The 22,537-nt window shown below is 70.0% G+C and carries 16 protein-coding genes and 2 pseudogenes; 13 read left to right on the forward strand and 5 right to left on the reverse strand.

Going from position 1 to position 22,537, the window contains the following annotated elements; genetic code table 11:
- Nucleotides 1–26: 26 nt before the first annotated feature.
- Nucleotides 27–284 (reverse strand): annotated as a pseudogene (locus tag ABZ154_RS07335) (hypothetical protein); the annotation flags it as partial.
- Between the two features lie 1,410 nt (nucleotides 285–1,694).
- On the opposite strand from ABZ154_RS07335, the gene rpsL reads away from it, so the two are divergent.
- The 4 genes from rpsL to tuf all read left to right on the forward strand — a co-directional run bounded on the left by rpsL (nucleotide 1,695) and on the right by tuf (nucleotide 6,058).
- A complete protein-coding gene (gene rpsL / locus ABZ154_RS07340) occupies nucleotides 1,695–2,066 on the forward strand; it encodes a 30S ribosomal protein S12 (protein ID WP_003948652.1) in 372 nt (123 codons plus the stop codon).
- Nucleotides 2,067–2,068: 2 nt separating this feature from the next.
- Nucleotides 2,069–2,539, forward strand: a complete 471-nt coding sequence (gene rpsG / locus ABZ154_RS07345; RefSeq protein ID WP_003966970.1) for a 30S ribosomal protein S7 — start codon at nucleotides 2,069–2,071, stop codon at nucleotides 2,537–2,539.
- Between the two features lie 38 nt (nucleotides 2,540–2,577).
- A complete protein-coding gene (fusA, locus tag ABZ154_RS07350) occupies nucleotides 2,578–4,707 on the forward strand; it encodes an elongation factor G (RefSeq protein ID WP_356829918.1) in 2,130 nt (709 codons plus the stop codon).
- A gap of 157 nt (nucleotides 4,708–4,864) precedes the next feature.
- Nucleotides 4,865–6,058 carry an elongation factor Tu gene (gene tuf / locus ABZ154_RS07355; protein WP_015610719.1) on the forward strand — a complete coding sequence of 398 codons (1,194 nt, stop codon included), beginning with the start codon at nucleotides 4,865–4,867 and terminating at the stop codon, nucleotides 6,056–6,058.
- Between the two features lie 133 nt (nucleotides 6,059–6,191).
- On the opposite strand, the gene ABZ154_RS07360 is transcribed toward tuf, so the two are convergent.
- A complete protein-coding gene (locus ABZ154_RS07360) occupies nucleotides 6,192–7,331 on the reverse strand; it encodes a histidine kinase (RefSeq protein ID WP_356829920.1) in 1,140 nt (379 codons plus the stop codon).
- Nucleotides 7,332–7,735: 404 nt separating this feature from the next.
- On the opposite strand from ABZ154_RS07360, the gene ABZ154_RS07365 reads away from it, so the two are divergent.
- The 3 genes from ABZ154_RS07365 (at nucleotide 7,736) to ABZ154_RS07375 (ending at nucleotide 15,513) form a co-directional block, all read left to right on the forward strand.
- On the forward strand, nucleotides 7,736–13,897 hold the full coding sequence (locus tag ABZ154_RS07365; RefSeq protein WP_356829953.1) for a DNRLRE domain-containing protein: 6,162 nt from the start codon (nucleotides 7,736–7,738) through the stop codon (nucleotides 13,895–13,897).
- A 128-nt stretch (nucleotides 13,898–14,025) separates the two neighbouring features.
- Entirely contained in the window at nucleotides 14,026–14,538 is a 513-nt protein-coding gene (locus ABZ154_RS07370) for a hypothetical protein (RefSeq protein ID WP_356829922.1), read from the forward strand.
- 372 nt (nucleotides 14,539–14,910) lie between these two features.
- On the forward strand, nucleotides 14,911–15,513 hold the full coding sequence (locus tag ABZ154_RS07375; RefSeq protein WP_356829924.1) for a response regulator transcription factor: 603 nt from the start codon (nucleotides 14,911–14,913) through the stop codon (nucleotides 15,511–15,513).
- Nucleotides 15,514–15,675: 162 nt separating this feature from the next.
- On the opposite strand, the gene ABZ154_RS07380 is transcribed toward ABZ154_RS07375, so the two are convergent.
- The 3 genes and pseudogenes from ABZ154_RS07380 to ABZ154_RS07390 all read right to left on the reverse strand — a co-directional run.
- Complete coding sequence (locus ABZ154_RS07380) at nucleotides 15,676–16,401, reverse strand: trypsin-like serine protease (RefSeq protein WP_356829926.1); 726 nt, start codon at nucleotides 16,399–16,401, stop codon at nucleotides 15,676–15,678.
- 157 nt (nucleotides 16,402–16,558) lie between these two features.
- On the reverse strand, nucleotides 16,559–18,589 hold the full coding sequence (locus tag ABZ154_RS07385) for a PIG-L family deacetylase (protein ID WP_356829955.1): 2,031 nt from the start codon (nucleotides 18,587–18,589) through the stop codon (nucleotides 16,559–16,561).
- Between the two features lie 181 nt (nucleotides 18,590–18,770).
- Nucleotides 18,771–18,893 (reverse strand): annotated as a pseudogene (locus ABZ154_RS07390) (GNAT family N-acetyltransferase); the annotation flags it as partial.
- A gap of 494 nt (nucleotides 18,894–19,387) precedes the next feature.
- Here ABZ154_RS07390 and rpsJ point away from each other — a divergent pair.
- The 6 genes from rpsJ to rpsS are packed head-to-tail and all read left to right on the forward strand — an operon-like array spanning nucleotide 19,388 to nucleotide 22,503.
- Nucleotides 19,388–19,696 (forward strand): 30S ribosomal protein S10, encoded by a 309-nt coding sequence (rpsJ, locus tag ABZ154_RS07395; protein ID WP_003948644.1) that lies wholly within the window; start codon nucleotides 19,388–19,390, stop codon nucleotides 19,694–19,696.
- Between the two features lie 14 nt (nucleotides 19,697–19,710).
- Entirely contained in the window at nucleotides 19,711–20,355 is a 645-nt protein-coding gene (gene rplC, locus ABZ154_RS07400; RefSeq protein WP_003966960.1) for a 50S ribosomal protein L3, read from the forward strand.
- Between the two features lie 4 nt (nucleotides 20,356–20,359).
- Complete coding sequence (gene rplD / locus ABZ154_RS07405) at nucleotides 20,360–21,010, forward strand: 50S ribosomal protein L4 (RefSeq protein WP_003966959.1); 651 nt, start codon at nucleotides 20,360–20,362, stop codon at nucleotides 21,008–21,010.
- Nucleotides 21,010–21,333 carry a 50S ribosomal protein L23 gene (rplW, locus tag ABZ154_RS07410; protein WP_007446738.1) on the forward strand — a complete coding sequence of 108 codons (324 nt, stop codon included), beginning with the start codon at nucleotides 21,010–21,012 and terminating at the stop codon, nucleotides 21,331–21,333. Before rplD ends, rplW begins: the two co-directional genes overlap by 1 nt.
- A 39-nt stretch (nucleotides 21,334–21,372) precedes the next feature.
- On the forward strand, nucleotides 21,373–22,209 hold the full coding sequence (gene rplB, locus ABZ154_RS07415) for a 50S ribosomal protein L2 (RefSeq protein WP_356829928.1): 837 nt from the start codon (nucleotides 21,373–21,375) through the stop codon (nucleotides 22,207–22,209).
- Between the two features lie 12 nt (nucleotides 22,210–22,221).
- The gene (gene rpsS / locus ABZ154_RS07420; RefSeq protein ID WP_003966956.1) at nucleotides 22,222–22,503 is read left to right on the forward strand and encodes a 30S ribosomal protein S19; all 282 of its coding nucleotides are present in this window, start codon (nucleotides 22,222–22,224) and stop codon (nucleotides 22,501–22,503) included.
- Nucleotides 22,504–22,537: the final 34 nt, after the last annotated feature.

A 22,537-nucleotide genomic window follows, 5' to 3' on the forward strand; every position in this document is an offset into this window, starting at 1 on the left:
GCTGGCCGGTTCGGTCGGCCGTCTCGGCGGAGCGTCTCCCGCAGCGCAATGGCGACCCCGGCCGTCGCGGTGAGCGCGGCGGCGCTCGCCGGCGGGAAGGCGGAGCGCTTCAGCAGGTCGAGGCGGGCCTCGGGGTCGGCGAGCTGCTTGCCGGTCTGGTCGCTGCGCTGGACCAGCAGGGCCAGCCGCCCGTCGGCGCGGGAGAAGCCGGTTTCCAGGCTGCCGCGCATCCGCTTCAGTTCCCGGCCGACGGCCACCGGGTGGTTCGGATCGGTACCGGTCATGGGGGCCCTCCGGCGGTTCGGTGCGCGGCCGGCGCGGGAGCAGGGCCTGGACACCCTGGCACGGCCATCCCACCCGGTCACCGCCCCCGTGACGGCCAGGGCCCCGGCAACCCGGGGGCAGAGCCGCGGGGAGGCCGCACGCGTCCACGCGTCCACGCGGGCGGGCACGAGCACGGCACGGGCGAGGGACGTCTGCAGGACGGTACGGGCGGCGTCGGGCGGCAGGCTCCTCCACCCGGTCACGGCTGCGTCGGGGCACGGGTTCTTGGCGGTGTACGGGACCTTCCCCTGCGTGGGCTTTGCAGGGTGGCACGGCTCCGAGGGCTGTTTCGGGAGGTTTCCCGGGGTGGTCAGGCGGGTCGCGATGCGGATCTGGCGCAGTTCGGCCACCTCGGCCTGAGCGGACCGGCGCTGCGGCGGGGTGGCGCTACGCCGTTGGGCGCGCCGGTCCGCATGGTCGGCCTGTTGGGCGACGGGCCCCTCGGAGAGGCGGGCGGAGGCGGCCTGGCCCGCGGCCAGCCTGCGGATCTGCTGCTCATGAGTGGTGAGGGTGCGGCGTATCGAGGTGCGCGCCCGCATGAGGCGGTCGGTCCTGCCGGTCTGAATGTGCAGGGCGGCCTCGTCGGTCAGGGTCCACTCCGGCTGGCGCGATGCCGTCGCCCACTTCGAGTCCGCCGTCGAAGCGGCGCGGAGTGCGAACCAGCGGTCCTTACGGCTGGTGGGGCGTACGCCGGGTCGTGCGGCGGTGATTTTCCCCACCCTGCAGGAGGATCGCGGCCGGAATACCCGCGACCGGACCGCGAGGACGGCCTCCCGGACGACGACGACCGCCACGCCGGTCCCCGCTCCGGGCTCCACGCCAGGCCCCATGCCGATCGAGGTGCCGATCCCCACGCCTAGGGACCCCGAGGCTCACAGGGCGGCGACACCCTGAAGGCGGAGAGCCCGGCCCCGACGCCCCCGCCCCGCCCGGCGCCCAGGCCCAGCCCTCCCCGCAGACCGGTCCGGTTGGTCGTCAGCTGTCAGCAGTGTCCGGCAGGGGGAAGGCGGCGGCAGTCCCGAAGCACCCTGTTTCCGTGCCTCTTGATTGCCGGGGTCCGGCAGTGGCCCGGAGGGGCCGCCGGCAGGGGGCGCGGCCTGTCGCCGGTGGTCGGCGGCCCCCGTTGTGCCGGGGTGGCAGCATTTGTTTTGACCCAGGTCCGTGAGGTAGGTACGCTCAAGCCTTGTGCCTGGGGTGTGCCTGGGCTCCGGTGCGTGTCCTCAACCGCAACGCGAGCCCGTCAGTAGCCACCGCAATCTGCGCCTCTTCTGCCCTAGGGCAGGAGCCTGCAGTATTCGACACACCCGACCGCGTGGGTCGGCGATGTTCCAGGTTAGTTTCACGAACGGCACACAGAAACCGGAGAAGTAGTGCCTACGATCCAGCAGCTGGTCCGGAAGGGCCGGCAGGACAAGGTCGAGAAGAACAAGACGCCCGCGCTCGAGGGTTCGCCCCAGCGTCGCGGTGTCTGCACGCGTGTGTTCACGACCACCCCGAAGAAGCCGAACTCGGCGCTCCGTAAGGTCGCGCGTGTGCGTCTGACCTCCGGCATCGAGGTCACGGCCTACATCCCGGGTGAGGGACACAACCTGCAGGAGCACTCCATCGTGCTCGTGCGTGGTGGCCGTGTGAAGGACCTGCCGGGTGTTCGTTACAAGATCATCCGCGGCTCCCTTGACACCCAGGGTGTCAAGAACCGCAAGCAGGCCCGCAGCCGCTACGGCGCCAAGAAGGAGAAGTAAGAATGCCTCGTAAGGGCCCCGCCCCGAAGCGCCCGGTCATCATCGACCCGGTCTACAGCTCTCCTCTTGTCACCTCGCTGATCAACAAGATCCTCCTCGACGGCAAGCGTTCCACCGCCGAGCGGATCGTGTACGGCGCCATGGAAGGCCTCCGCGAGAAGACCGGCAACGACCCGGTCATCACGCTGAAGCGCGCGCTTGAGAACGTCAAGCCCTCGCTCGAGGTCAAGTCCCGCCGTGTCGGTGGCGCCACCTACCAGGTGCCGATCGAGGTCAAGCCCGGTCGCGCCTCCACCCTCGCTCTGCGCTGGCTCGTCGGCTACTCCCGCGCCCGCCGCGAGAAGACCATGACCGAGCGCCTCATGAACGAACTGCTCGACGCCTCCAACGGCCTCGGCGCTTCGGTCAAGAAGCGTGAGGACACCCACAAGATGGCCGAGTCCAACAAGGCCTTCGCGCACTACCGCTGGTAGTCGCTACCCCCATCGAGACCGAGAGAAGATTGAGCCTTATGGCCACCACTTCGCTTGACCTGGCCAAGGTCCGCAACATTGGGATCATGGCCCACATCGACGCGGGGAAGACGACCACCACTGAGCGGATCCTCTTCTACACCGGTGTGAGCTACAAGATCGGTGAAGTCCACGACGGCGCTGCCACGATGGACTGGATGGAGCAGGAGCAGGAGCGCGGCATCACGATCACGTCCGCCGCGACGACCTGCCACTGGCCGCTCAACGATGTTGACCACACCATCAACATCATCGACACCCCCGGTCACGTCGACTTCACCGTCGAGGTGGAGCGTTCGCTCCGCGTCCTCGACGGCGCCGTCACCGTGTTCGACGGTGTGGCCGGCGTCGAGCCGCAGTCCGAGACCGTCTGGCGACAGGCGGACCGCTACGGCGTCCCGCGTATCTGCTTCGTCAACAAGCTCGACCGCACCGGTGCTGACTTCTTCCGCTGCGTCGACATGATCGTGGACCGCCTCGGCGCGACCCCGATCGTCATGCAGCTCCCCATCGGCGCCGAAGCGGACTTCACGGGCGTCGTCGACCTCGTGTCGATGAAGGCCTTCGTGTACCCCGAAGAGGCCGCCAAGGGCGAGATGTACAACATCGTCGACATCCCGGACAACCTCCAGGAGTCCGCCGTCGAGTGGCGCGGGAAGCTCCTCGAGGCCGTGGCCGAGAACGACGACGCCATGATGGAGCTGTACCTGGAGGGCAACGAGCCCACCCAGGACCAGCTGCACGAGGCGATCCGCCGCATCACCCTTGCATCGAAGGGCAGCGCCGACTCCGTCACCGTCACCCCGGTGTTCTGTGGCACCGCGTTCAAGAACAAGGGCGTCCAGCCCCTGCTCGACGCGGTCGTGCGCTACCTGCCTTCCCCCCTGGACGTCGAGGCCATCGAGGGCCACGACGTGAAGGACCCGGAGAAGGTCATCGCGCGCAAGCCCTCGGACGACGAGCCGTTCTCCGGCCTGGCGTTCAAGATCGCGAGCGACCCGCACCTGGGCAAGCTCACCTTCGTCCGGATCTACTCCGGTCGCCTGGAGGCCGGCACCGCGGTGCTGAACTCCGTCAAGGGCAAGAAGGAGCGCATCGGCAAGATCTACCGCATGCACGCGAACAAGCGTGAGGAGATCGCGTCGGTGGGCGCCGGCGACATCATCGCCGTCATGGGCCTGAAGCAGACCACCACCGGTGAGACGCTGTGTGACGACAAGAACCCGGTCATCCTGGAGTCCATGGACTTCCCGGCGCCGGTCATTCAGGTCGCCATCGAGCCCAAGTCCAAGGGTGACCAGGAGAAGCTGGGTGTCGCCATCCAGCGCCTCTCGGAGGAGGACCCCTCCTTCCAGGTGCACTCCGACGAGGAGACCGGCCAGACCATCATCGGTGGTATGGGCGAGCTTCACCTCGAGGTGCTCGTCGACCGCATGAAGCGCGAGTTCCGCGTCGAGGCGAACGTCGGCAAGCCCCAGGTCGCGTACCGCGAGACGATCCGCAAGGCCGTCGAGCGCATCGACTACACGCACAAGAAGCAGACTGGTGGTACCGGCCAGTTCGCGAAGGTGCAGATCGCCCTCGAGCCCATCGAGGGTGGCGACGCCTCCTACGAGTTCGTCAACAAGGTCACCGGTGGCCGTATCCCCCGTGAGTACATTCCCTCGGTGGACGCGGGTGCTCAGGAAGCCATGCAGTTCGGCATCCTGGCCGGTTACGAGATGGTCGGCGTCCGCGTCACCCTTCTCGACGGTGGTTACCACGAGGTCGACTCCTCGGAGCTCGCCTTCAAGATCGCCGGTTCGCAGGCGTTCAAGGAGGGTGCCCGCAAGGCCTCTCCCGTGCTCCTCGAGCCGATGATGGCCGTCGAGGTCACCACGCCCGAGGACTACATGGGCGATGTCATCGGCGACCTCAACTCCCGCCGTGGCCAGATCCAGGCCATGGAGGAGCGCAGCGGCGCTCGCGTCGTGAAGGGCCTCGTGCCCCTCTCGGAGATGTTCGGCTACGTCGGAGACCTCCGCAGCAAGACCTCGGGTCGCGCAAGCTACTCGATGCAGTTCGACTCCTACGCCGAGGTTCCGCGGAACGTCGCCGAGGAGATCATCGCGAAGGCCAAGGGCGAATAACTCTCCCGAGCTCACGCTTTAGGCTTGTCACCGGAGCCGGGCGGGCATGCGGCACAGCGCGCAAGCACTGTGCCGCATGCCCCCGGCGCCGGCACCCCAGCAAAGATCACCTGGCGCCGATGAAGCAAGGCGTACAGATCCACTCAGGAGGACCCCAGTGGCGAAGGCAAAGTTCGAGCGGACTAAGCCGCACGTCAACATCGGCACCATCGGTCACATCGACCACGGTAAGACGACCCTCACGGCCGCCATTACCAAGGTGCTGCACGACGCGTACCCGGACCTGAACGAGGCCTCGGCCTTCGACCAGATCGACAAGGCTCCCGAAGAGCGCCAGCGCGGTATCACCATCTCCATCGCGCACGTCGAGTACCAGACGGAGTCGCGTCACTACGCGCACGTCGACTGCCCGGGTCACGCCGACTACATCAAGAACATGATCACGGGTGCGGCGCAGATGGACGGCGCCATCCTCGTCGTCGCCGCCACCGACGGCCCGATGCCGCAGACCAAGGAGCACGTGCTCCTGGCCCGCCAGGTCGGCGTTCCGTACATCGTCGTCGCCCTGAACAAGGCCGACATGGTGGACGACGAGGAGATCATGGAGCTCGTCGAGCTCGAGGTCCGTGAGCTCCTCTCCGAGTACGAGTTCCCGGGCGACGACCTCCCGGTCGTGCGCGTCTCGGCGCTCAAGGCTCTTGAGGGCGACAAGGAGTGGGGCCAGTCGGTCCTGAACCTGATGGCCGCCGTCGACGAGTCCATCCCGCAGCCCGAGCGTGACGTCGAGAAGCCGTTCCTCATGCCGATCGAGGACGTCTTCACGATCACCGGTCGCGGTACGGTCGTCACCGGCCGCATCGAGCGTGGTGTCCTGAAGGTCAACGAGACCGTCGACATCGTCGGTATCAAGACCGAGAAGACCACCACCACGGTCACCGGCATCGAGATGTTCCGCAAGCTGCTCGACGAGGGCCAGGCCGGTGAGAACGTCGGTCTGCTCCTCCGTGGCATCAAGCGCGAGGACGTCGAGCGCGGCCAGGTCATCATCAAGCCGGGTTCGGTCACGCCGCACACCGAGTTCCAGGCGCAGTCCTACATCCTGTCGAAGGACGAGGGTGGCCGTCACACCCCGTTCTTCAACAACTACCGCCCGCAGTTCTACTTCCGTACCACGGACGTGACGGGCGTTGTGACCCTTCCCGAGGGCACCGAGATGGTCATGCCGGGTGACAACACCCTCATGGACGTCGCGCTGATCCAGCCGGTCGCCATGGAAGAGGGCCTGAAGTTCGCCATCCGTGAGGGTGGCCGGACCGTGGGCGCCGGCCAGGTCACCAAGATCATCAAGTAGTTTCAGCTTGATCGTCTGACCTGGTAGCTCCGCACAGAGCACCGAGAAGGGCCCCGCACCTCGCAAGAGGTGCGGGGCCCTTCGCCATGTCCGAAGCCCTCAGGAGCACGGAGCCGGTCGCGCGGCCCGTGCGTCAAGGGCGAGACGCCACGGCCCCAGCCCACGGCACGGTCGCCATCAGCGTGAACGCCCCCTCCTCGGCCCCGGCCGTGAGCTCCCCGCCCAGCGCCAGGACCCGGCCCCTGAGTCCCGCGAGCCCCGTGCCCTCCCGCCCGGACGCCATCGGCGCGATGGTGGACCCGCCCTCCTCGGCGCCGTCGTTGCGGACCGTCAGCCGGGCTGCGGCCCCGTCCGTGCGCAGCGTGATCGAGCAGTGCGTGGCACGGCTGTGCTGGAGTACGTTGCCCACGGCTTCGCGCAGGACGAACCGCAGGCACCCCACGACCGCCGGGGCGGCCTCGGGCAGCGGCGGCACCACGGTCCGCGCCTCCACGCCGGAGGCCACGAGGACCCGTTGGGCGTGTGCGAGCTCCTCGGAGAGGGAGAGGTCGCCTCCGTCCGGCCGGCTGATCGCCCGTACGTCGGCGTGGAGCCGCCGGGCCAGGGAGATGATCTCGGTCAGCGCGCGGTGCTCCTGCACGGGGCCGCCGGAGCCGTCGGGAGGCGTACCGCCGGTGCGCAGCGCCGCCTCGCCCTGGAGCGCGATCGCCGTCAGCGACGAGCCCACCAGGTCGTGCAGGTCCTGCTGCATCCGGGCCCGCTCCCGCTGCTCCGCCAGGTGCGCCGCGTGCTCCCTGCTGCCGTGCAACCGGGCCGTGAGCAGCGCGAGGTGGGCCACCGCGAAGACGGTGCTCGCGGTGATCGCCGTACCGAGCAGGATGCCGAGCGGGCTCCGGTCGGTGGTGATCAGCCCGCTGGTGGCCAGCAGCGGCCCGCTCGCCCCGACCGCCAGGGCGATCGGTAGGGAGGTGTTCGGCGGCAGGGTCAGCAGGACGGCCCCGGCGAGGAAGCCCAGCAGGCTCAGCCACCGGTAGTGGAAGAGCAGCAGCGGCAGGTAGGTCAGCACCGCCTGGACGAGCAGCAGCCCCCACCGCCAGCGGTAGGGCAGCCGGTAGGGAGGTGGCGCGTACTGCCCCAGCATGACCGCGGGCATCAGCACCAGCACGGTCAGCCCGGCGACCACCGTGGGTTTGCGGAGCGGCGAGGTCGCCACGTCCAGGGCGACGAGTGCGAGCGAGCCGACCACGAGGATGACCAGGGCCCCGAGGGCCACTCCGGCACCCTGTGGTGCTTCTGCTCCCAGGCGTGCTGGGCGCCTCATCCTCCTCCCCGCTCTCTTTCTTTTCAGCTGGCGTCCCGGCCCCGGTCAATTCTCCCGTAGCCACGACGGTCGCCGGGACGTCTGCCCTGTGAGCCTTGCCCCACGGGCCGGGCCCCGGCGCCCGTGTCCCAACGCACGTCGGCGTGCTGACGGACCGTGTGCTCCTGGCGTTTCGTGAAAGCTTCACTTCTTCTCCATCGACCTCCTTGCTTGGATCACCTCTGTTTCATGTCCACTACAACAGAAAGTTGTGGAAAGTGTCGGAGCATATACCTCCCGCCCAGGCGTGGGAGGGCTCATCGCTGGCCCTGCAGCGGCGAAGACGTCTTCTGCCCCGGATCGCCCTCGGCGCGGCCATGGTGCTCGCGGTGGAAATGGCCCTGGTGACGGAGAGCGGCCAGGCCGTGGCCCTCGCGCAGCAGGCCCCGAAGGTTCCGGTCGAGGAGAAGCAGGCCCCCGAGGGACCCCGCGAGGCTGCGGACGTCCTCTCGGCGAAGGTCGCCGCCCAGCTGTACGGGAAGCGGGTGGAGGCGCTGTCCGAGCGCACCGAGACCTCCACGACGTGGGTGAACAAGGACGGTTCGCTCACCACCGAGCTGACGGCCGGCCCGGTCCGCTTCGAGGAGAACGGCAACTGGACCGATGTCGACGTCGAACTCCATGAGACGGCCGACGGCGGCGTCGAGGCCAAGTCCCACCCGGGCGGCCTGAGCCTCGCGGGCAAGGGCGGCACGCTGCCGCGCTCGCTGCGCGAGGCGCGCAAGGCCCCCGCACGCGACCTGGTCACCCTGGGTGAGGGCGACGAGCGGATCACCCTCCAGTGGAAGGGCGGACTGCCCGCCCCTGAGCTGGACGGGACGCGCGCCACCTACCCCGAGGCCCTGCCGGGCGCGGATGTCGTCGTCGAGGCGACCCGTACGGGCTTCGAGCAGTACGTCGAGATCAGGGAGCGGCCCGCCGAGGGGTACACGTACACCCTGCCCCTCAAGGCCAAGGGGCTGAAGGCCGAGGAACAGGCCGACGGCAGTGTGCTGTTCACCGACCGGAAGAACAGGAAGCGGGCCGTGATGCCCGCACCGGTGATGTGGGACGCCACCGTCGACAAGGTCTCGGGCGAGCACACGCGCCGGGTGCCGGTGGCGATGACGGTGGTCCGCACGAAGGGCGCCATCGACCTGGTGGTCACGCCGGACGCGGAGTTCCTCGCCGATCCGGAGACGAAGTACCCGGTGACGGTGGACCCGTCCACCTCGTCGCTGTCGAACGTCTTCGACACGTATGTCCAGCAGGGCGAGACCGGCGATCTCTCCACCGACGTCGAGCTGGACTTCGGCAACCCCGGGACGACCAACGCGAACGGCACCCCCCGTACCGCCCAGTCCTTCATCAGCTGGAACACCGCGCCGATCGCCGACGCCCTGGTCTCCAGCGCCAAGCTGAGCCTGTGGAACTTCCACTCGGCCAACACCACCTGCGCCGTGCAGCCGTGGCAGGTGTGGTCCTCGCCGGCCGCGACGACCGCCAGCCGGTGGACCAACCGGCCGACGATGACCGCGCTGAAGGCGGAGTCCACCGAGACTCTGGGCAATGCCGCCTGCACCTCGCAGCCGGACGGCTGGATCAACGCGAACGTGACCACGCTGGCCCAGGAATGGGCCGCGGCCAAGGCCACCCGCGGCCACGTGGGCATCCGGGCCAAGAGTGAGACCACGGTCGCCCAGTGGAAGCGGGTGAACTCCGCCAACGCCGCGAAGAACCCGCCGAAGCTGTCGGTGACGTACAACTTCCGGCCGCGCACGGGCACCAAGCAGGAGGCGGGACCGCCGTTCTTCTCCTACTCGGGCCTGTACATGGTCAACACCCTGACGCCGACCCTGCGCGACACCTTCGTCGACGCGGACGGCGACAAGGTCAACGGCACCTTCCAGATCTTCGACAACGCCACGAACACGCAGGTCGGATCCCCGATCGTGTCGAAGTTCGTGGCGTCCGGGCAGGCCGCGTCGGTGACCGTTCCGGCGGGGGTGCTGGCCGAGGGGAAGACGTACAAGTTCCGCACCAGCCCCTATGACGGCACGCACTACAACACCGGCTGGTCCGCGTGGAAGACCTTCACGGTCGACACCAAGGCCCCCTCCGCCCCGACGAAGATTGTCTCCACGGACTACCCCACGGGGCAGTGGGTCAAGGGCGAGGGGCAGCCGGGCACCTTCACGGTCACACCGCCGAGCGGCTCCGACCACAACTGGTTCGAGTGGTCCCTCGACGGCGTGACCTGGACCAAGGTCGTTGTCGGCGGCACCGCCGGGAACAAGGCGATCACCGTCACCCCGCCGAAGAACGGCAGCCACACCCTCCAGGTGCGGTCCGTGGACGAGGCGGACAACAAGTCCGAGGCGCTGGAGTACCTCTTCCACGCCGGTTCGGGCGGCTTCGTCCAACCCTCCGAGGGTGAGCGGACCGCGCGCCGGCTGCCGCTGGTCGCCGAGGCCGAGGCCGGCAAGTACAACGCCGTCTCCTTCTCCTGGCGCCGCTCCGAGGCCGACCCCTGGGTGCGGATTCCCACCGGGGACGTCACCTCCGGCGGCAGCGCGCTCACGGCCTGGCCGGTCCCGCTGACGAACGGCCGGAACGCCCCGCTGGTGTGGAACGCCACCAGCACCGTCGACCCGGACGGCACCGTCCAGCTCAAGGCCGACTTCACCGGCCCGAACTCCGCCACCAGCAGCACCGTGCCGCTGACCGCGGTCGTGGACCGCAACGCGGACGGCGCGGCCACCAGCGAGGTGGGTCCGGGCTCGGTCAACCTGCTGACCGGCAACTACACGCTCTCCGAGACCGACGTGTCGCTCTTCGACCTGTCGGTATCGCGCACGGCCGCCTCGCGTACCCCGAACCGGGGCGCCGACCAGGAGGGCCAGGCCGCGATCTTCGGCAAGGAGTGGGTCGCCGGCACTGCAGCCGAGGTCACCGAGTCCGACTACAGCCACGTCCGGCGCGTCTCCGACACCGCGGTCGACGTGGTGCTGGAGGAGGGTGACTCGATCCACTTCACCGCGAACGCGGCGAAGAACGGGTGGATCTCCGAGCCCGGCTCCGAGGACCTGACCCTCAAGGGCAGCGTGAGCGGCACGTTCACGCTCTCCGACACCGAGGGGACGGTCACCACCTTCGCCAAGGCGGACGCCGCGGCGACCACCTGGCAGCTCTCCAGCGTCCTGGACGACGGCCTGACCAACTCCACGACCAAGGTGGTCTCCGAGACCGTCACGGTCGCCGGCAAGAAGCTGGCCCGCCCGAAGCGGATCATCGCCCCGACCACGGCCGCCACCACGGCCGCGTGCGAGACGACGCCCGCGACCAGGGGCTGCAAGGTCCTGGAGTTCGTCTACGCGACCACCACCACGGCCACCGGCACGGAGACGAACGCCCAGTTCGGCGACTTCACCGGCCAGGTCCGCGAGATCCGTGTCTGGGCCACCAGCCCCGGAGCCTCCGCCGCCACGGCCACCACCGTGGCGACCTACCGCTACGACTCCAACGGCAGCCTGCGCCAGCGGTGGGACCCCCGCCTCAGCCAGGCCTCCCAGACCCAGTACGCCTACTACGGCGGCCGGGTCATCTGGATGCACCAGCAGAGCCAGCTCCCGTACACCTTCACCTACGGCAACGCCGGAGCCGGTACGGCCCCCGGCGACGGGATGCTGCTGAGATCCTCCCGGCAGGCGCTCAAGCAGGGCACCGTCAACACGGTCGAGGGCAACGCCGTCACCAGCATCGTGTACGGCGTTCCGCTCACCGGGGCCAAGGCGCCGTACGCCATGGGCGCGGCCGATGTCCGCGCCTGGGGTCAGAGCGACGCACCCAGCGACGCCACCGCGGTGTTCCCCGCCGACGCGGTCCCCGCCTCCCACTCGGGCACGGACCTCGCAGCCGCGGGCTACCGCCGTGCCACCGTCACCTACCTCAACGCGTCGGGCCGTACGGTGAACTCGGCCACCCCCGGCGGGCACATCACCACCACCGAGTTCGACCGGTTCGGCAACACGGTCCGTGAACTGACCGCGGGCAACCGCGAGCTGGCGCTCGGCGCGGGTGAGGAGCGCCAGGCCGTCCTCACCGACCTGGGGCTCAGCTCGATGCCGTCGGCCGAGCGCGCCCAGCTGCTCTCCACGCACTCCCTCCACGACGAGACGGGAGCGCGCAAGACCGAGCAGTTCGGCCCGATCCACCGGGTGGACCTCTCCGAGGACCTGAAGGAGGGCTCCACGGTCCTGGTGAGGGCGGGCACCTCCGTGCCGGCGCGTGCCTGGACGGTCAACGAGTACGACACCGGCCGTCCCACCGACGGCACCGCCAAGGCGAAGAACCAGCTGACGCTGGCCATCAACGGTGTCCGGGTCCGCGACTACTACGGCGTCATGGGGGAGAAGCGCCTCGCCGAGACCCAGTACGACTGGGTCAAGGGCGTGCCCACCCTGACGATCCAGGACCCGGGCGGCCTCAACATCACCACCAGCACCGGGTACGACGCCCAGGGCCGGGTCACCTCCCAGGTGCTGCCCGGTGGTACGGGCGGTGACGCGGCCAGCCGCATCACCGAGTACTGGTCGGCCACCGGCACCGGCTGGTGCAAGGGCCGGCCCGAGTGGGCGGACCAGCCGTGCTGGACCGGCCCGGCCGGTGACATCACCGGCGGCGGCGCCCACCCGGCCAAGCTGCCCAACACGACGACGGAGTACGACCGCTGGGGCAAACCGGCCGTGGTGACGGACGAGGTCGGCGGGGTCACCCGTACGACCGCGACGACGTACGACGCCGCCGGACGCAAGATCTACGAGGCGGTGACGGGCGGGCTCGGCCAGGCCGTTCCGGCGTCCACCACCGAGTACGACCCGGCCACCGGGGCGATCGTCAAGGTCTCCTCGCCCACCGGGGGAACGATCACCAGCGCCTACGACCTGCTGGGCCGGCTGGTCTCCTACACCGACGCCGACGGAGGCACCACCAGGACCGAGTACGACCTGCTCGACCGGAAGGTCAAGGAGTCGGACTCCGTCCCCTCCACGGTGACCTACACCTACGACCACACGGCCGAGCCGCGCGGTCTGCTCACCGCGAAGACCGACTCCGTCGCCGGCACCTTCCGCGCCTCCTACGACGCGGACGGCTCGACCGAGACGGAGAAGCTGCCCGGCGGGTACACCCTCAGGGTCACCGAGGACACCACCGGAACGGCGGTCAACCGCACCTATACCCGGGACAGTGACGACACCACCGTCTTCACCGACTCGATCACGCGCAACACCCACGGGCAGGTCGGCACCCACGCCGGCTGGTCCGAACAGCGCTACCACTACGACAAGACCGGCAGGCTGACCGGCGTAGCGGACAACGTCGAGGGGGAGTGCACCCGGCGCACGTACACGCTGGACCGGCGCTCCAACCGCACCTCGCTGGCGACCGCTGTCGCGGCCCCCGGCGCCGACTGCCCCACGGGCGGCGGCACCACGGTGAGCCACAGCTACGACAGCGCCGACCGGCTGGTCGACGCGGGTTACGCCTACGACGCCTTCGGCCGGACCACGGCACTGACCGGTACCACGGTCGGCTACTACGCCAACGACCTCGTCCACCGCCAGACGGCCGGCGGCCGGCGGCAGACCTGGGACCTGGACGCGAGCCTGCGCCTGCGCTCCTGGAAGGTCGAGACCGGCTCCGGCTCCACCTGGACGCCGGCCGAGTCCAAGGTCAACCACTACGACAGCGACGGCGACAACCCCCGCTGGATCGTGGAGGACACCACCACCGGCACGCTGACCCGCAACATCGAGTCGGCCGCCGGAGACCTGGGGGCGACCACGGAGAAGTCCGGCGGTACCGTCCTCCAGCTCTCCACCCTCCACGGCGACATCGCGCTGCAGCTGCCGCTGAACCCGGCGGAGGCACCGACGGTCCTGGACGCCGACGAGTACGGCAACGAGCGCCAGAGCCAGGAGCCGGTCCGCTACGGCTGGCTCGGGGCCAAGCAGCGCTCCGCCGAGACCCTGACCGGTCTCACCCTCATGGGTGTCCGCCTCTACAACCCGGCCACCGGCCGCTTCCTCTCCAGCGACCCGGTGTACGGCGGAAGCGCCAACGCCTACGAGTACGGCTACGCGGACCCCGTCAACAAGTTCGACCTCGACGGGAAGTGGGTGCCGCTGGTCGTCTTCGGCGTCCGGGCGGCGATCGCCTGCTACCGGTACTGCAAGAAGACGTACAAGGCCGCCAAGTATGCCTACCGCGGCTACAAATGGGGCAAGTCCATGCGCCGTGGGGCGCACCGCAGGCCCAGGGTGAACGGCCGGTCCGCACGCCAGTGCGCCGCCTACGGCGGCGGTCTCTGGGCGGTCGGCGCCACTGCGGGCTACGCTCTGTGGAAGCGCAGGAACATCAACGGCGACTTCGTCGGCGGCGCGACCCTGATCGGTGCCGGCAGGTATCTCGGGCGTTACGCGCGGCGCGGATGGTGCTGATGCCGCTGCGCCCGGGCGATCACCCGCCTGGTTCGCGGAGTGAGTGAGTGATGAAGGTGAGGGGCCCGGATCTCCGGGCCCCTCATCCGGTGCGCCCCAGCGGCGTTTCCGCGAGGAGGAGTCAAGCAATGGGCGAAGGCACGACAAAAGCGTGGAACATCCGGAACAGGGTGGCGCTGAGCGGAAGTTACGTGTGGGCGGTGTTCCTGGCGAGTGCGGCCGGAGCCATCGCCGACGGCGTGAGCCTGGTGAGGGCGGCCGGTGAACTCCTCACGGAGAGGGGCTTCGGCTGGGCGGTGGCGTTTCTCCTCGTGCTCACCTGGACCCTGCCCGCCATGGGGCCCCGGCTCGTCGAGCCGGAGGAGGTGCTGCGGCCGGTCTCCTGGGCCGCGCGGGCGTGGGCGTTTCTGAGCATCGTGCTGGTGAGCCTCTTCGTGGTCGGGGCATTGGCCGTGCTGTGGAAGGAGGGCCCGCTCGGCGAGAGCCTGGTCGCGGTGGTGCGGTCGATGGTGTCGGGCCCGGCGCTGGGCGTCTTCCTCCTGGTCGCCGCCGTCTACACGTTCGCTTCGCCCGTCGTCTGGCCGACGGGCGAAGGGCTGCGGGGGCTGCTGTTCAAGGGGGGCGGCGGCCGGCGCCGTTGAGCGAGGGCAGCCACGAAGCCTCCGCGCCCGGCAGAAGGTGAAGATCTCAATACCCCCGCCTGCGCCCTTGTGGTCGGATCGACGCTCACCGATCTGCGCCGTCCGCCGACCAGGCTTCCGCGGCGCGCGACGCAGCGGGGGAGCACAGGGCCGTGACGCGGCGAACGAGACGTGAGACGACCGAGGTCGGCGCCGTGTGGGCGGCCACCGGAGTGGTGTACGGCCTGGCCGTCCTGTGCGCGGTGGCCCGGTGACCGTGGGCGCTCCTGTGATTCTCGCCCGCCCTGCTCGGCTCGCTCATCGCGGTGTGGTGCGTCCGCCGGGGAGCCCTCGTCGCCGTGAACGCTCGCGCCGTCGGTGATAATCAAGTATGTGATCAGGATGCTGGTGGTCGACGACCATGACGTGGTGCGGTCGGGCCTGACGCGGCTCCTGGCGGCCGAACTCGGCATGGAGGTGGTCGGCCAGGCGGCGGACGGCCCCGCCGCACTCACCGAGGCGGGGCGGCTGCACCCGGACGTGGCGCTGCTCGACGTCGATCTGCCCGGCCTCGACGGGATAGCCGTCGCCGACTGGCTGGCACGGACCCTGCCCTCCTGCCGCACGCTGATGCTCACCGCGCTCGACCGCCCCGGCCATCTGCGCCGCGCGCTGGCCGCCGGGGCGTCCGGCTACCTGCTCAAGAGCACGCCCGCGGCGCAGATCGCCGACGCCGTCCGGCGGATCGCCGCGGGCGGCCGGGCCATCGACCCCAGGATGCGGGGGGAGGAGCGGGCCACCCCCAGCCCGCTCACCGACAAGGAGGCCGAGGCCCTGCGGCTCGCCGCCGCCGGTGCGCACTCCCGGGAGATCGCTGCCGACCTCTTCCTGAGCGTGGGCACCGTGCGCAACCGCCTCTCGTCGGCGATCGGCAAGCTCCACGCCCGTACGTTGGTCGACGCCGTGCGGATCGCCACGCACCACGGGTGGCTGTAGGGGCCGGCCCCGCCGCCCCCTCCGCACCCCGTGCGACGCCGACGTGGCCGGAGCCCACATGGATGTAGGGCCCCGGTACCTCAGGGCGGCGAGGTAAGGGGGCCCTACGTATCGGAGGGACGGCGGGTCGGTCAGGTGCCCGCCGCCCCAAGGGGTGACGGGTCAGACGCCCGCGATGGACTGGATCCAGGAGCGGTACGCCGTGACGTTCGTGTACGCCGTCGTGGTCTGCCGGTCGCTGGTGGACGCCACACCGACCTGGATGCCGTTGGCCGTCATCGGGCCGCCGGAGTCGCCGCCGGCGGTGATGCCGTTGCCGCGGCGGGCGCAGATGGCCGAGCCGCCGTACGCGTCACCGCAGCCACCGGTCACCGTCACGTTGGCGACCTTCAGGTAGCGGGACTGGCAGTTGGCCTCCGAGCCGCACTGCGAGGTGGCGCCCCAGCCCCAGACCTGGACGCTCTGCCCGACGCTCACCGAACCGGGCGAGCCCAGGCGGGAGTAGGTCGTCTGCACGGAGCGGTCCAGGCGGACCAGGGAGATGTCCGCGCTGTGGTTGTACGTCTGGACACCGTTGGCGACCACGCCGCCGCTGTGCTGGTCGAGGCTGCCGATGCGGAACGACAGGCCGCCGCCCGTGACGCAGTGCCGGGCGGTGAGGATCCAGGTCGGCGCGATGATCGTGGCCGAACAGGTCTCTCTGCCGTTGGAGAAGAGGCGAGCGGCCCACGGCGCGCTCTGCGCGTAACCGCCGCCGATGATCTGCGTGGTGGGCGGAGGAGCGTCGGTGAGCGGGGGCTGCGGGGCGGCGGTGGCGGCGGGGCTGAGAAGAGCGAGGACGGTGGCCGCGGCGGCGAGGGCAGCGGGAACTAGCCTTGCTATTCGCATGGTTCCTCATTTCGGGGAGCACGCTGAGGGGCGTGTTTGTGGGGGTTGACGGCCCTAGAGTGTCGAAGAACCATTCGGCCGGGTACTAACGCTTTCCCATAACGCCGCGTTATGGCCCGGCGAACTCCAGGTAGCGCCACGGAGGCGTTCGATTCCCCTAGGCAGTGCCACCGGGACGCCAGATCCACGGCGCCGCGTCCGGCCCGAACCCCACGACGACGGGCGCCCCGTCGGCCCCGAGGTGGAGCGCGGCCCCGTCCAGTGCCGCCGGCCCCCGAGAGCGTACGGCCGTGGATCCGGCGGTACGGAGGCGGAGCGCGCCCTCCGCGGTGCGGCCGAGCAGGACCGGGCCCCGGGGGGTGGGAGCCGCGGCCACCGGACCGTAGCCGTCGAAACGGGGGGCGGGGGTGTCCGTGCTGGTCACGGCGGTGAGCGTGGCCGAGGCGGCGGCCCGGTAGTAGAGGTCGACCGACCCGGCGGGCGCGGCGACGGCGGCCGGTGCGTGGGAGGGGACCGGGGCCTCGGTGAGCTGGGTACGGGCGGTGACGTCCTGGTCCGGGGCGTCCTGGGTCCAGTGGTGCACAGCATGGTGCCCGGCGGCGTACACATGGACGCTCCCGGCCGCGTCCACCACCGCGGTCAGCCCGTCCTGCACCTCGCCGCCGCCCAGGTCACGCCACCCGCTCCAGCGCCCGGTCCCCGCGTCGCGCACCCGGGTGCTCAGCCCCTTCTCCGCGTTCCGTACGAAGAGGTGGACGCGGCCGTCCGGCGCGGCGACGGCGACCGGCACCCCGATGCGGCGGCCGTGGTCGCTCCCCGTCGCAGGGTTGCCGAGCCCCCGCCACGCGCGGAAGGGGCCGTCCGGCGAGTGCTGCTCCAGCACCACGATCTCGCGTTCGTTGTCCGAGCCGTGCCCGCCGAGCGCCGCGAACCGCAGCCCGAACAGCAGCTGGCGTCCGTCCGCCGTCACCGCCGAACCCAGCACCGGCGCGAGCGGCCCGCCGCCGAGGTCGTCCGGCGCGTCCCAGACCCCGCTGCCGGGCGCGGTCTCGCGCCACCGCACGGCGCGCAGCCCCAGTACCCCGTAGGCGGTGAGCCGGCCGTCCACCCCGGAGGCGAGGGCGGGGCGGGGGCCCGGGTAGCGATGGTGGGTGGAGCGGACCCAGCCCTTCCGGTTGGTCAGGGGCCGGTCGCCGCCCACGTTGTAGTCGCCGCAGCCGGACGGGTTGCCGCACTCCCAGTCGGGTGAGCCGCCGTACGGGACGAGGTGGGCGGCCTTCCGCTCCAGCACCTCGGGCGGCAGGTTCTTGGGCCAGTGCCGGTTGTAGTAGCCCCGGAACGAGGAGACCGTGAACCCGGGCACGGGCTCCCCGCTCGCCGTCACCCGCGCCACCCAGCGGATCAGCGCCGCCCAGGCGAAGCAGCCGGCCGCGGTGTGGTCGGCGTGGTCGGAGTACCCGCGCTGCTCACTGTCCCGGCGCCGCTGCCCCTCCGTGCTGAACTGGAGGTCCGGGTCGGGGTCCAGGGTGTGCACGAGGGTGGGCCGGTACTGCTCCAGCAGCCCCGTGAGGACGTCGACGAGACCGTCGTACGTATATGAACCGGCCTTGTCCAGTGGGGAGTTGTCGGCCACGACGGTACGCAGCACCAGTCGCCGGTCCTGCCAGAGGCTGGGGAGTCCGAGCCGCCCCCGGCCGGTGTGCATCGCGGTGTTGAGGAAGACCAGCTCGACCCGGCGGACCCCGTCGGTCAGGACGTCGACCTCGGCCCGGTGGCCGCCGTGCAGGGGGAGCACCGACTTCTCCCAGGGCGTGAAGCGGTCGAGGCCGAGGAGCTCGGCGTACGCCTGGCGCAGGCCCTGGTGGCGGGAGGAGGAGTACGCGGCCCGGTCGGGGGCCGGGCGGGGAGCGCCGGGGACCTTGTTGAGGCCGTCCGCCTCGCCCGCGGTCAGATACACGCAGACCAGCGGGGTCCCGGCGTCCAGGGCCTGCCGGGTGTCGGGGTTCATGAAGTACAGGTCGTCGTCGGGGTGGGCCAGCAGCTGCATGGTCCGCGCCCGCCGGGTGCTCGCTATGGCCAGCCCCGGTGCCGGATCCGGCACCGGCCCCCGGCGCCGCGGAGCCGGTACGGCGCATCCGGCGAGCGCGGCGGTCGCGGTGGCCGTGAGGAGGAGCGTGCGCCGGGGCACCTGTATTCGGGACAGGACAGATCGATCCACCACGCCACGCACTCCGTCCGCTCCCGCTTCCCCCGCAGCGGGCTAACGGTCGCCCTGTCCTGCGTACTCCCTGGCTCTCTGCGCAGGTCAGCGGCTGGTCGGCGGCGCCTGCGGGGGGATAGACGGGGATGGCGGCACGGAGGTTGCCCGGTCAGGGTGTGGGCTTGCGCACCAGGAACACGTCGACCGGGTCCTCCCGCTCCGGCGTGAACCCGTGCCGCTCGTAGAGCCGCCGGGCGGCGCTCCCCTGCAGCACGTTCAGCCGTACGGCCACCCTGCGCCCCGCCCTCCCCCGAGGACGTCGAGGCCATCGCCGGGCTGCGGGCGGTCGTCATGCGCCCCGGCCCGGAGCGGCTGGGGGCCGGATGCGCGCCCGCGTTTGAGCACTCGTTCGCCCGGGGTAGGATTCCCGACTCGATTGGCCAGGCCCGCGCCCCGTATGGCACACTGACCAGGTTGCTCGGTTGAGTGTCAATGCTGCGCGCCTCCCGCCGGGAGGACCGGAAGCGAGTCCCACAGTACTCGTCGGCCCTGTATGGGCCGGACGTACGGGAATCTTCCGGGAAGCAATGCAGGGCGCCGGCCAGGCACCCGGTGGGTGTTCCGCCCCCGGTTCCGCGGTCTCAGGGTCCGCACCCCCTTGGTTGGGATTTCCTTCGGGAGATTTTCGTAGAGGGGATGCGACACGCCCGACCGCGTGGGTCGGAGGAGGAGTCCAGAGAACCCCCGGGTTCCAGAGCGTTACGAGAGACAGGACTACTAGTAGCCATGGCGGGACAGAAGATCCGCATCCGGCTCAAGGCCTACGACCACGAGGTCATCGACTCCTCGGCGAAGAAGATCGTCGAGACGGTGACCCGCACTGGTGCGTCGGTCGCGGGCCCGGTGCCGCTGCCCACTGAGAAGAACGTGTACTGCGTCATCAAGTCGCCGCACAAGTACAAGGACTCTCGCGAGCACTTCGAGATGCGCACGCACAAGCGCCTCATCGACATCCTCGACCCCACGCCGAAGACGGTTGACTCGCTGATGCGCCTCGACCTCCCGGCGGGCGTCGACATCGAGATCAAGCTCTGAGGGGACGGGCCGAGATGAGCAAGAACATCAAGGGCGTCCTGGGCGAGAAGCTCGGCATGACCCAGGTCTGGGACGAGAACAACCGGGTTGTCCCGGTGACCGTCGTCAAGGCCGGGCCGTGCGTCGTGACGCAGGTTCGCACCAACGACAGCGACGGCTACGAAGCGGTCCAGATCGCCTTCGGCGAGATCGACCCGCGCAAGGTGAACAAGCCCCTCAAGGGTCACTTCGCCAAGGCCGACGTCACCCCGCGCCGCCACCTGGTGGAGCTCCGCACCCCTGACGCCAGCGAGTACACGCTGGGCCAGGAGGTCACTGCCGAGGTGTTCGAGTCCGGCGTCAAGGTCGACGTCACGGGCAAGAGCAAGGGCAAGGGCTTCGCCGGTGTCATGAAGCGTCACAACTTCAAGGGCCTCGGCGCCGGGCACGGCACCCAGCGCAAGCACCGTTCCCCCGGTTCCATCGGTGGCTGCGCCACCCCTGGGCGTGTCTTCAAGGGCATGCGCATGGCGGGCCGTATGGGTAACGAGCGCGTCACCACCCAGAACCTGACCATCCACGCGGTTGACGCGGAGAAGGGTCTGCTCCTCATCAAGGGCGCGGTCCCCGGTCCGAACGGCGGCCTCGTCCTGGTCCGTACCGCGGCCAAGGGGGCTTGAGGTAATGAGCACCATTGACATCCTTTCGCCGGCAGGCGACAAGGCCGGTACCGTCGACCTCCCCGCGGAGATCTTCGACGCCAAGACCAGCGTTCCGCTGATCCACCAGGTCGTTGTCGCTCAGCTGGCGGCTGCCCGTCAGGGCACGCACAAGACCAAGCGCCGCGGCGAAGTCCGCGGTGGTGGCAAGAAGCCTTACCGCCAGAAGGGCACCGGCCGCGCCCGTCAGGGTTCGACCCGCGCCCCGCAGTTCGCCGGCGGTGGCGTCGTCCACGGCCCGCAGCCGCGTGACTACTCGCAGCGGACCCCGAAGAAGATGAAGGCCGCCGCCCTGCGCGGTGCCCTCTCGGACCGGGCCCGTCACTCCCGTATCCACGTCGTCACCGGCGTGGTCGAGGGTGCAGCCTCCACGAAGGCCGCCAAGACGCTGCTCGGCAAGATCTCGGAGCGCCAGAACCTGCTCCTGGTCGTCGACCGCGCCGACGAGGCCGCGTGGCTGTCCGCGCGCAACCTGCCCCAGGTGCACATCCTGGAGCCGGGCCAGCTCAACACGTACGACGTGATCGTCTCTGACGACGTGGTCTTCACCCAGGCCGCTTTCGAGTCCTTCGTGTCTGGCCCCCAGACCGCTGAGACCGAAGGGAGCGACGCCTGATGAGCGAGGCGACCGTTACCAGCAAGACGTACTCGGACCCGCGTGACGTTCTCGTCAAGCCCGTGGTCTCCGAGAAGAGCTACGCGCTGCTCGACGAGAACAAGTACACGTTCATCGTCGCGCCCGGCTCCAACAAGACCCAGATCAAGCAGGCCGTTGAAGCGGTCTTCTCGGTCAAGGTCACCGGGGTCAACACGATCAACCGGCAGGGTAAGCGCAAGCGCACCAAGACCGGCTTCGGCAAGCGCTCCGACACGAAGCGCGCCATCGTGACCCTCGCCGAGGGCGACCGTATCGACATCTTCGGCGGCCCGACCTCCTGACGGAGGTCGAGTCGTCCGGAATCGGACGAGGACTGAGAAATGGGTATCCGCAAGTACAAGCCGACGACCCCGGGCCGTCGTGGCTCCAGCGTCGCCGACTTTGTCGAGATCACGCGGTCCACGCCGGAGAAGTCGCTGGTCCGCCCTCTGCACAGCAAGGGCGGCCGTAACAACGCCGGTCGGATCACGGTTCGACACCAGGGTGGCGGGCACAAGCGCGCCTACCGGGTGATCGACTTCCGTCGTCACGACAAGGACGGCGTGCCGGCCAAGGTCGCGCACATCGAGTACGACCCGAACCGCACCGCGCGCATCGCGCTGCTCCACTACGCGGACGGCGAGAAGCGTTACATCGTCGCCCCGCGTGGCCTGGCGCAGGGTGACCGCGTCGAGAACGGTCCGGCCGCAGACATCAAGCCGGGCAACAACCTGGCGCTGCGCAACATCCCGGTCGGTACGACCATCCACGCCATCGAGCTGCGGCCCGGCGGCGGCGCGAAGTTCGCCCGTTCCGCGGGTGCCTCCGTGCAGCTGCTGGCGAAGGAGGGCACCATGGCCCACCTTCGTATGCCGTCGGGTGAGATCCGCCTGGTCGACGCCCGCTGCCGCGCCACGATCGGTGAGGTCGGCAACGCCGAGCAGTCGAACATCAACTGGGGCAAGGCCGGCCGGATGCGCTGGAAGGGCGTCCGCCCGACCGTCCGCGGTGTCGCGATGAACCCGGTTGACCACCCGCACGGTGGTGGTGAAGGCAAGACCTCCGGTGGACGTCACCCGGTCTCGCCGTGGGGTCAGAAGGAAGGTCGTACGCGCTCGCCGAAGAAGGCATCGAGCAAGTACATCGTCCGCCGCCGCAAGACGAACAAGAAGCGCTAGGAGCGGGTTTAGATGCCGCGCAGTCTCAAGAAGGGGCCCTTCGTCGACGGCCACCTCATCAAGAAGGTGGACGTACAGAACGAGGCAGGCACCAAGAACGTCATCAAGACCTGGTCCCGTCGCTCGATGATCGTCCCGGCCATGCTGGGTCACACCATCGCGGTGCACAACGGCAAGATCCACGTCCCGGTGTTCGTCACCGAGTCGATGGTCGGCCACAAGCTCGGCGAGTTCTCGCCGACTCGCACCTTCCGCGGCCACGTCAAGGACGACCGGAAGTCGAAGCGCCGCTAGCGCGGGGTGGAAATGACTATGACTCACACCGAAG

It is taken from the genome of Streptomyces sp. NPDC006261 (assembly GCF_040613515.1).
Lineage (GTDB): Bacteria > Actinomycetota > Actinomycetes > Streptomycetales > Streptomycetaceae > Streptomyces.